Source organism: Serratia sp. 4542, from assembly GCF_016805595.1.
In the GTDB taxonomy this organism is placed as follows: Bacteria; Pseudomonadota; Gammaproteobacteria; order Enterobacterales; family Enterobacteriaceae; genus Serratia; species Serratia nevei.
Genome location: NZ_RXKV01000025.1, coordinates 38,791 through 48,484 on the forward strand (window position 1 = coordinate 38,791; position 9,694 = coordinate 48,484).

12 protein-coding genes are annotated in these 9,694 nt (G+C 56.5%); all 12 read right to left on the minus strand.

All coding sequences use genetic code 11. The features are described from left to right. Positions 1 to 10: 10 nt before the first annotated feature. Genes EKL15_RS24550 through EKL15_RS24605 form a run of 12 tightly spaced genes read right to left on the minus strand, consistent with a single transcriptional unit; the run spans position 11 to position 9,515 of the window. Positions 11 to 751: a phage tail protein gene (locus EKL15_RS24550; protein ID WP_001349920.1), complete on the minus strand. Its 741-nt coding sequence runs from the start codon at positions 749 to 751 to the stop codon at positions 11 to 13. A 7-nt stretch (positions 752 to 758) separates the two neighbouring features. Continuing rightward, positions 759 to 1,154 (minus strand): phage minor tail U family protein, encoded by a 396-nt coding sequence (locus EKL15_RS24555; protein ID WP_000683105.1) that lies wholly within the window; start codon positions 1,152 to 1,154, stop codon positions 759 to 761. Then, positions 1,151 to 1,729, minus strand: a complete 579-nt coding sequence (locus tag EKL15_RS24560) for a phage tail protein (protein ID WP_000975070.1) — start codon at positions 1,727 to 1,729, stop codon at positions 1,151 to 1,153. Before EKL15_RS24560 ends, EKL15_RS24555 begins: the two co-directional genes overlap by 4 nt. Positions 1,730 to 1,740: 11 nt before the next feature. Continuing rightward, on the minus strand, positions 1,741 to 2,094 hold the full coding sequence (locus EKL15_RS24565; RefSeq protein WP_000752979.1) for a head-tail joining protein: 354 nt from the start codon (positions 2,092 to 2,094) through the stop codon (positions 1,741 to 1,743). 11 nt (positions 2,095 to 2,105) lie between these two features. Beyond that, on the minus strand, positions 2,106 to 2,504 hold the full coding sequence (locus EKL15_RS24570; protein WP_000158919.1) for a DNA-packaging protein FI: 399 nt from the start codon (positions 2,502 to 2,504) through the stop codon (positions 2,106 to 2,108). A 41-nt stretch (positions 2,505 to 2,545) separates the two neighbouring features. After that, positions 2,546 to 3,571: a major capsid protein gene (locus tag EKL15_RS24575; protein ID WP_000063280.1), complete on the minus strand. Its 1,026-nt coding sequence runs from the start codon at positions 3,569 to 3,571 to the stop codon at positions 2,546 to 2,548. Positions 3,572 to 3,626: 55 nt separating this feature from the next. Further along, entirely contained in the window at positions 3,627 to 3,959 is a 333-nt protein-coding gene (locus EKL15_RS24580) for a head decoration protein (protein ID WP_001297109.1), read from the minus strand. Positions 3,960 to 3,968: 9 nt separating this feature from the next. Further along, positions 3,969 to 5,288, minus strand: a complete 1,320-nt coding sequence (locus EKL15_RS24585) for a S49 family peptidase (protein ID WP_000123343.1) — start codon at positions 5,286 to 5,288, stop codon at positions 3,969 to 3,971. Beyond that, on the minus strand, positions 5,269 to 6,870 hold the full coding sequence (locus EKL15_RS24590; RefSeq protein WP_001359455.1) for a phage portal protein: 1,602 nt from the start codon (positions 6,868 to 6,870) through the stop codon (positions 5,269 to 5,271). The genes EKL15_RS24585 and EKL15_RS24590 overlap by 20 nt, the downstream gene beginning before the upstream one ends. After that, entirely contained in the window at positions 6,867 to 7,073 is a 207-nt protein-coding gene (locus EKL15_RS24595; RefSeq protein ID WP_000198149.1) for a phage head-tail joining protein, read from the minus strand. Before EKL15_RS24595 ends, EKL15_RS24590 begins: the two co-directional genes overlap by 4 nt. Continuing rightward, positions 7,070 to 8,995, minus strand: coding sequence for a phage terminase large subunit family protein (locus EKL15_RS24600; RefSeq protein WP_001027292.1), 1,926 nt, complete (start codon positions 8,993 to 8,995; stop codon positions 7,070 to 7,072). The genes EKL15_RS24595 and EKL15_RS24600 overlap by 4 nt, the downstream gene beginning before the upstream one ends. Then, on the minus strand, positions 8,970 to 9,515 hold the full coding sequence (locus EKL15_RS24605; RefSeq protein ID WP_000453580.1) for a DNA-packaging protein: 546 nt from the start codon (positions 9,513 to 9,515) through the stop codon (positions 8,970 to 8,972). The genes EKL15_RS24600 and EKL15_RS24605 overlap by 26 nt, the downstream gene beginning before the upstream one ends. Positions 9,516 to 9,694: the final 179 nt, after the last annotated feature.

Sequence of the window (9,694 nt, forward strand, 5' to 3'; positions counted from 1 at the left end):
ACTCTCCGGATTAACTGGCGGTGACGGTAATTTCTGCAACCGCAGCAAACTCACCATTACCGGATACAACCGGAATGTTGACCTTGCCTGCAGCAACGCCGTTCACGGTGATGGTCATACCACTGACCGACACGGTGGCTTTTGTTTTATCCGCAGACACCGCACGAAAGCTCTTGTCGGTTACGCCCTCCGGCTGGAAGGCCACGGTCAGCGTGGTGCTCTGCCCTTTCACCACCGAGGTGCTGGCAGGCGTCACGGTCATGCCGGTTGCCGCTGTTACCGTGCTGCGATCTTCTGCCATCGACGGACGTCCCACATTGGTGACTTTCACCGTGCGGGTGATCACTTCCTTCGCCGTCACCGCCTTACCGATACTGCTGACCCAGCCACGGAACACATCGACCGTGCCGTTCGGGAAGCGGATTTTATAGGCACGGGTATCGCCTTCATTAAACCACGCCAGCAGCGCCTGCTGCCCCTGCTCTCCGGGCATCCACGCCAGCGTGAAGCTGGTATCTCCGGCAGATTTCTGCCCCTGCCCGGTCGCAGTCCAGTCTGCATCTTCATCATCGAGATAGCTGTCGTCATAGGACTCAGCGGTCAGTTCGCCGGGCGTCAGGTCTTTAACTTTTGCCAGACGCGACCAGTCAACGTCTGAAAGCGGATTCGCGTAAGGGTCACCGCTCCCCTTATAAACCCACAGGGTGGTCCCGGCACCTTTCACCGGCATTGTAGGATTTGGTACAGGCATAGCGTCCTCACATTTCATAGGTAATGACATAAGTCAGATCGGCTGAACTCCACAAGCCCGCATCATCGTCGCGCCGGTAGTCATAGCCGCTGGCCACCATACTGGTGATCAAATCTGACAGTGCCGGGATATCGCTCATCACCGGATAAATCCGGGACTCCATCCACGCATCCAGCTCTGAATCCGGCACCTGAGCAGGCAGGAAAACTTCGATATGCAGCTCCGCCTGCCAGGTATCGCTGTCCAGCTCTTCGCCCGTGTATTCAGCGCCGGTGAGATAAACGGCAACTGCCGGAAAATCCGCCTCATCAAAAACAGCGGGGCGACCATCAAAAAACGTCGCCCCGGTGTCATGCTTCTCCAGTGCATCCAGTACGGCTGCACGGAGTTCAGTATGTTTCATCGCTTTATTACCATCCTCAGTTGATGCTGCAGCGCATAGCCCAGCTCTTTCGGAAGACGTTCACGCCGTATCCGCTCAATATTTTGTTTAAACGCCGTGGTCAGCGGCACCGCCATCGGGATTTTCACCACATCAATGGGGTAACGGTTTTTCCCAGCCACACGCTGCATGACATGCCACCGGCCATTTTTCAGTTGCTGAATAAACGCGCCGGGAATACGACGGTTACCCACCACAAGCACGCTGCCGCCACCTTTCAGGGATGAACGCTGCCCCTTTTTACGACGCCTGCGGCGCGAAAGGACAACCCGCGCATTACCCAGCTTGATTACGGGCAAATCCCCCCGGTTAACTTTGATTCTGGCCTGCGGATTTTTGACCGTGGCCCTTTTCAGCCTGGCCCTTTCCTTTACCAGTTTCCGGCGTACCTTTGTCTCACGGGCAACCTGTGACGCCGACTGCGATATCGCGGATGAAGCAACGCGGTTAATGGCCATTGCGGCGGCACCAGGCACCGCCGTTTTGCTGATACGGCTGAGGTTTTCAACGGCCTGCTCAAGACCTTTTATGGCCATACATCCCCCTTTCAGCGGCGACGGTTAACGGCAGGCGGTACGCCCCGTCCAAGCCAGAGATGACAACTTCCGCCATCATCCGGCGAAACCCGATCTACCCAGAAATTTTCCTCACCGATGGTCAGCGTGTCTCCACGCCGCAGCTGCCGCACCTCATCAGTCCGGACAAACAGGGACGGGCTGGAGCCTTCAACGCGCACGCCCTGTCCGGCATAGCTGATATTTTCAGGGTCATCAAAAACACCACGTATCACCGCACCTGACTGCTCACCGGATGTAATGGTGGCTGACGTTCCCATGTACCCGCGTATCGTTTCATCGGCGCGGGCAATGGCAGCATCGAACAGGTTATCGAAATCAGCCACAGCGCCTCCCGTTATTGCATTCTGGCCAGGCCGCGCTCTGTCATTTCGGCTGCCACACCGGCAGAGACACGAAACGCCGTTCCCGGCAGCACAAATGCCACAGGTTCATCCCGCGTGGCGTGAAGTGCATCAGTATGCAGCTTCACCAGTGCCACGACCGTGACCAGTTCAGACGTATCCAGAATCACGGTATCCGGCTGCGCTGATCCCACCTCATTTTCATGTCCGGTCAGCACATTTTCCCGGCTGAGAGGGGTGTCCTGACCGGCAGTTTCATCCGTGTCATCAAGCTCCTCTTTCAGCTCTGCCACACGGAGCGCCAGTTCTTCTTTCGTCCCCGTCAGGCTGACATCACGGTTCAGTTGTTCACCCAGCGAGCGGAGACGGGCAATCAGTTCATCTTTCGTCATGGACTCCTCCACAGAGAAACAATGGCCCCGAAGGGCCATGATTACGCCAGTTGTACGGACACGAACTCATCAGGGTCAGCCAGCAGCATCAGCGGTGCTGACTGAATCATGGTGAACTCACGCGCCGGATCGCCGGTGGTCACCCAGTTTTTCGGGTAACGGGCAGAGGCGTTAATGCCTTCGCGCTGTGCGTCCGCATCCTGAATGCAGCCATAGGTGCGCAGACCGCGTGCCTGAGTGTTCCCCAGCACCATCGTGTTGTCCGGCAGGAAGTTCTTTTTGACGCCGTTTTCCACGTACTGTCCGGAATACACGACGATGGCCACATCGCCATACATCCCCTTATAGGACACCGCTTTGCCCAGGTCTTTCACCGCTGTCTCCAGCTCGGAATTAGAGCCACGACGGGTATCCAGCTTCTCCTTGACGGCTTTGAAGGAACGGAACAGCGCCCAGCCTTTCGGATCGAACACGATGATATTCACCACACCGCTGGCGTTCAGCGCGTAGGCTTCGATATCGTCGGTCGGGTCATACGTGGACTTGTCACGCTTGCTCCACTCCGTGCCGCCGGACTGCGTGATGTTATTCTCCTCACTGCGGCCCATATCCACCTCAACCGGATCGAAGGCTTCACCGGTCATGGTGTATTTGCCCTTAAGCACGGCAGAAACTGCCTGCATCTCTTCGACCTGAGCAATGGCCAGCTCTTCGTCACGCATGTTCTGCATGATGATGCGACGGCGGCGGTAAGCCGGGTCCGCCAGATTCTGCGGATCTTCATCCGGCAGGCGACGCAGGGTCATCTGCGGATTCACTTCATGCTTCGGCTTGACATATCCCGGCGTAAATTCAGAGGTGGAGCCGCCACGGGAACGGATAACCTCACCGGAAACAATCGGCGAAACGTACAGCGCCATGTTTACCAGTCCCGGAATTTGTGAGAGATAGACTTTCTCCGTGGTGAAGGGATAGCTCTCACGGAAAAAGAGACGCAGAAACAGCGGATCAAACTTAAATTTCTGCTCATTTGCCGCCAGCAGTTGGGCGGTTGTGTACATCGACATAAAAAAATCCCGTAAAAAAAGCCGCACAGGCGGCCTTTAGTGATGAAGGGTAAAGTTAAACGATGCTGATTGCCGTTCCGGCAAACGCGGTCCGTTTTTTCGTCTCGTCGCTGGCAGCCTCCGGCCAGAGCACATCCTCATAACGGAACGTGCCGGACTTGTAGAACGTCAGCGTGGTGCTGGTCTGGTCAGCAGCAACCGCAAGAATGCCAACGGCAGCACCGTCGGTGGTGCCATCCCACGCAACCAGCTTACGGCTGGAGGTGTCCAGCATCAGCGGGGTCATTGCAGGCGCTTTCGCACTCAATCCGCCGGGCGCGGTTGCGGTATGAGCCGGGTCACTGTTGCCCTGCGGCTGGTAATGGGTAAAGGTTTCTTTGCTCGTCATAAACATCCCTTACACTGGTGTGTTCAGCAAATCGTTAACGGCATCAGATGCCGGGTTACCTGCAGCCAGCGGTGCCGGTGCCCCCTGCATCAGACGATCCAGCGCAGTGTCACTGCGCGCCTGTGCACTCTGTGGTGCTGCGGCCAGAATGCGGCGGGCCGTTTTCACGGTCATACCGGGGGTTTCTGCCAGCACGCGTGCCTGTTCTTCGCGTCCGTGAGCCTCCTCACAGTTGAGGATCCCCATAATGCGGCTGTTTTCTGCCGCAACCGCTGCGGTGATCTGCGCGTTCACGTCCGGCTGCGCCGCGCTGGCGTTCTCGCCCTCCGTCGCTGGCACCACGTCAGTAACGTCAGCCTGCGAAGCAGTGGCTGAAACAGTTGTTGATTGAGTCTCTTTGGTCATTCGCCCTCCTGAGAGACGGGATTTACGTGCATCCAGTGCATCACGCATGACGGTGATCGCATCGGTGCTGTTAACAAGTTCATCAGCCAGTCCGGCATCAATGGCCTCCTGACCGCTGTACACTGCAGCCTCGGTATCCAGCACAACCTGCACGGACAGGCCGGTATATGCCGACACCTTCTGCGCAAACATCTGGCGGGTTGCGTCCATCCGGGACTGCAGTGTCTCCCGGACGTCATCCGGAAGATGGCTGTAGGGGTTGCCATCCACCTTATGGCTGCCGCTGTAAATCAGCGTGATTTCCACACCCTGTTTCTCCAGCGCAGCACCGTAATTACTGTGAGCCATCATGACGCCGATGGAGCCTGTCCGGGCGGTCTGCGTGACCAGACGCCGGGAGGCGGCACTGGCAAGCAACTGACCTGCACTGCAGTTCATGTCGTTGGCAAGCGCCCATACCGGTTTTATGTCACGCACACGGGCGATGATGTCAGCGCAGTCAAATGCCCCCGCCACCATCCCGCCGGGCGTGTCCATATCGAGCAGAATGCCGTCCACCATCGGATCGCTGGCAGCCTGTTGCAGACGGGCGATAATGCCGTTGTAACCGGTCATCCCCGAGTACGGCTGCAGCGCCCGCGTCCGGCTGACCAGCGTGCCGGACACCGGCAGCACGGCGATGCCGTTCATGACCTGATAACTGCGGGCCTGTCGTGGTCCGTCATCATCACCGGATAATGCCAGCGTCGCGAGTGCCTCCTGGGCAGTCAGGCTGTCGCCGGACACCGCATCCGTCAGGCTGCTGATCCCAAGCTGGCCTGCAAGCGCACAAAAGAAAACCCGCGCATAGGCGGGTTCAAGCATCAGCGGCTCATTAAAGGCCATGCTGGCAATATGCGGGAGATTACGCAGCTCTGCTGTCACTCTTCTCCTCCTCTGTTGATTGTCGCAGCCCGGATTCAAATGCTGCAGCCGCCCAGGCGGGCGGTTTAAGACCGGCTGCACGGCGCTCCATCGTTTCACGGACCTGCTGGGCAAAAATTTCCTGATAGTCGTCACCGCGTTTTGCGCACTCTTTCTCGTAGGTACTCAGTCCGGCTTCTATCAGCATCACCGCTTCCTGAACTTCTTTCAGACCATCGATGGCCATACGACCGGAGCCTATCCAGTCGCAGTTCCCCCAGGCACTGCGGGCTTCCTGAAAACTGAAGCGCGCTTTTGAAGGTAACGTCACCACGCGGCGAACGATGGCCTCTTCCAGCCAGCACAGAAACATCTGGCTCGCCTGACGGGATGCGACGAATTTTCGCCGCCCCATAAAGTACGCCCACGACTCGTTCGCACTGGCCCGTGCCGTGGAGTAGCTCATCTGGGCGTAATTCCGGGAAAGCTGCTCATACGAGACACCCAGCCCGGCAGCGATATACCGCAGCAGTGACTGCTCAAACACGGAGTAGCCGTTATCCGTATCCTGAGCCGTCTGCAGGTTCAGTGAGTCACCCGGCATCAGGTGCGGTACTTTTGCGCCTCCCAGCCGGACCGGCGCTGCGGCGTAATACGCGGCAATTTCACCAATCCAGCCGGTCAGCCTTTCCCGCTGCTCCTGACTGTTCGCGCCCAGAATAAAATCCATCGCTGACTGCGTATCCAGCTCACTCTCAATGGTGGCGGCATACATCGCCTTCACAATGGCGCTCTGCAGCTGCGTGTTCTGCAGCGTGTCGAGCATCTTCATCTGCTCCATCACGCTGTAAAACACATTTGCACCGCGAGTCTGCCCGTCCTCCACGGGTTCAAAAACGTGAATGAACGAGGCGCGCCCGCCGGGTAACTCACGGGGTATCCATGTCCATTTCTGCGGCATCCAGCCAGGATACCCGTCCTCGCTGACGTAATATCCCAGCGCCGCACCGCTGTCATTAATCTGCACACCGGCACGGCAGTTCCGGCTGTCGCCGGTATTGTTCGGGTTGCTGATGCGCTTCGGGCTGACCATCCGGAACTGTGTCCGGAAAAGCCGCGACGAACTGGTATCCCAGGTGGCCTGAACGAACAGTTCACCGTTAAAGGCGTGCATGGCCACACCTTCCCGAATCATCATGGTAAACGTGCGTTTTCGCTCAACGTCAATGCAGCAGCAGTCATCCTCGGCAAACTCTTTCCATGCCGCTTCAACCTCGCGGGAAAAGGCACGGGCTTCTTCCTCCCCGATGCCCAGATAGCGCCAGCTTGGGCGATGACTGAGCCGGAAAAAAGACCCGACGATATGATCCTGATGCAGCTGGATGGCGTTGGCGGCATAGCCGTTATTGCGTACCAGATCGTCTGCGCGGGCATTGCCACGGGTAAAGTTGGGCAACAGGGCTGCATCCACACTTTCACTCGGTGGGTTCCACGACCGCAACTGCCCTCCAAATCCGCTGCCACCGCCGTGATAACCGGCATATTCGCGCAGCGATGTCATGCCGTCCGGCCCCAGAAGGGTGGGAATGGTGGGCGTTTTCATACATAAAATCCTGCAGGTCCCCTGCGTCGCTGTGTCATGCCGGTCTGCACTTCCAGCTCTGCAATATATTTTTTCAGGTCAGACACGGAAGTGGCCGTAAACTCCACCCTTCGTCCGTCTTTCTGTACTGTTGCCACCCGTTTACCTGTCATCAGGTCATGCAGTGCCGCACGGGCAGCGGCAAGTTCTTCCTGTCGCGTCATTCATCCTCTCCGGATAAGGCACGGGCGTAATCTGCCAGTGTTTTCTTGTTGGTTGCTGCACCATCCTCTTCCTGCAGGCTCGCCAGCAGCGCACTGAGATCCAGCTGCCAGCGGGAAATACTGATGCGCAGCGCCGCCAGCGCATAAACGAAGCAGTCGAGTGCCTCATTGCGTCGCTTTTTGCTGTCCCACAGTATTTTTTTCCTGCCATCCACCCATTTTTCGACCTGCTCTTCAGCAGTCAGCTGCTGCGCTTCGGTCAGATCAAAAATATCCGGGTTATTCGGGAAGTGAACGGCACCGGGAAGCGGTTCATCCCCTTCCGGCGTCAGTGTGAAGCGGTTATAAATCTGCTCTTTCGCGGTATCCGTACCGATTTCGGTAAGGTAAACCCCGTTTTTGTTTCGCTTACGTGGCATGCTGGCCACCGGCTTTCCGTAGACGGATGCCCCTTTAATGGGGATCACCCGGAACAGCCCATGTTTTTTCGAGCGTTCATACACAATGGTCGGGTCAATCCCGCCAGTATCCCAGCAGATACGGGATATCGACATTTCTGCACCATTCCGGCGGGTATAGGTTTTATTGATGGCCTCATCCACACGCAGCAGCGTCTGTTCATCGTCGTGGCGGCCCATAATAATCTGCCGGTCAATCAGCCAGCTTTCCTCACCCGGCCCCCATCCCCATACGCGCATTTCGTAGCGGTCCAGCTGGGAGTCGATACCGGCGGTCAGGTAAGCCACACGGTCAGGAACGGGCGCTGAATAATGCTCTTTCCGCTCTGCCATCACTTCAGCATCCGGACGTTCGCCAATTTTCGCCTCCCACGTCTCACCGAGCGTGGTGTTTACGAAGGTTTTACGTTTTCCCGTATCCCCTTTCGTTTTCATCCAGTCTTTGACAATCTGCACCCAGGTGGTGAACGGGCTGTACGCTGTCCAGATGTGAAAGGTCACACTGTCAGGTGGCTCAATCTCTTCACCGGATGACGAAAACCAGAGAATGCCATCACGGGTCCAGATCCCGGTCTTTTCGCAGATATAACGGGCATCAGTAAAGTCCAGCTCCTGCTGGCGGATGACGCAGGCATTATGCTCGCAGAGATAAAACACGCTGGAGGGGTCATCCGGCGTCCATTTGAGGCCAAACGGCGTCTCTTTGTCGCCAAATTTAAGATACTGCTCCTCCCCGCAATGCGGGCAGGCAACATGAAAACGCATAAAATGCGGGGATTCACTGGCTGCACGCTCAATCTGACAGGTGCCTCTCACTTTTGGCGTGGAGCCACGGATGGACTTTGGCCAGACCGAGCCTTCAATACGCTTGTCACCCAGGAACGTCGGAGAGCCTTCCTGTTCAATATCATCATCAAAAGCAGCAAGTTCATCATAACCCGCCACATCCACCGACTTTTCACGGTAGTTTTTTGCCGCTTTACCGCCCAGGCACCAGAAGCCACGCCCATTAGTGAAACGCTTCATGGTGAGCGTGTTATCCCGGTGCTTTTTGCCATACCACGGGGCCAGCGCCAGCAGCGACGGAATATCACGAATAGTCGGCTCAACGTGGGTTTTCATAAAGTTCTCGGCATCACCATCCGTCGGCAACCAGATAAGGGTGTTGCGCTGCTTATGCTCTATAAAGTAGGCATAAACACCCAGCAGCATTTTGGAATAACCGACACGGGCAGACTTCACCACATTCACCTCACGGATGTAGTCGCTGCCCATCGCATTCATGATGGCCCGCTGAAAGGGCAGTGTTTCCCAGCGCCCTTCCTGGTATGCGGATTCTTTCGGGAGATAGTAATTAGCATCCGCCCATTCAACGGCGGTCTGTGGCTCCGGCCTGAACAGTGAGCGAAGCCCGGCGCGGACAAAATGCCGCAGCCTGTTAACCTGACTGTTCGATATATTCACTCAGCAACCCCGGTATCAGTTCATCCAGCGCGGCTGCTTTGTTCATGGCTTTGATGATATCCCGTTTCAGGAAATCAACATGTCGGTTTTCCAGTTCCGGAAAACGCCGCTGCACCGACAGGGGGAGCCCGTCGAGAATACTGGCAATTTCACCTGCGATCCGCGACAGCACGAAAGTACAGAATGCGGTTTCCACCACTTCAGCGGAGTCTCTGGCATTCTTCAGTTCCTGTGCGTCGGCCTGCGCACGCGTAAGTCGATGGCGTTCGTACTCAATAGTTCCTGGCTGGAGATCTGCCTCGCTGGCCTGCCGCAGTTCTTCAACCTCCCGGCGCAGCTTTTCGTTCTCAATTTCAGCATCCCTTTCGGCATACCATTTTATGACGGCGGCAGAGTCATAAAGCACCTCATTACCCTTGCCACCGCCTCGCAGAACGGGCATTCCCTGTTCCTGCCAGTTCTGAATGGTACGGATACTCGCACCGAAAATGTCAGCCAGCTGCTTTTTGTTGACTTCCATTGTTCATTCCACGGACAAAAACAGAGAAAGGAAACGACAGAGGCCAAAAAGCTCGCTTTCAGCACCTGTCGTTTCCTTTCTTTTCAGAGGGTATTTTAAATAAAAACATTAAGTTATGACGAAGAAGAACGGAAACGCCTTAAACCGGAAAATTTTCATAAATAGCGAAAACCCGCGAG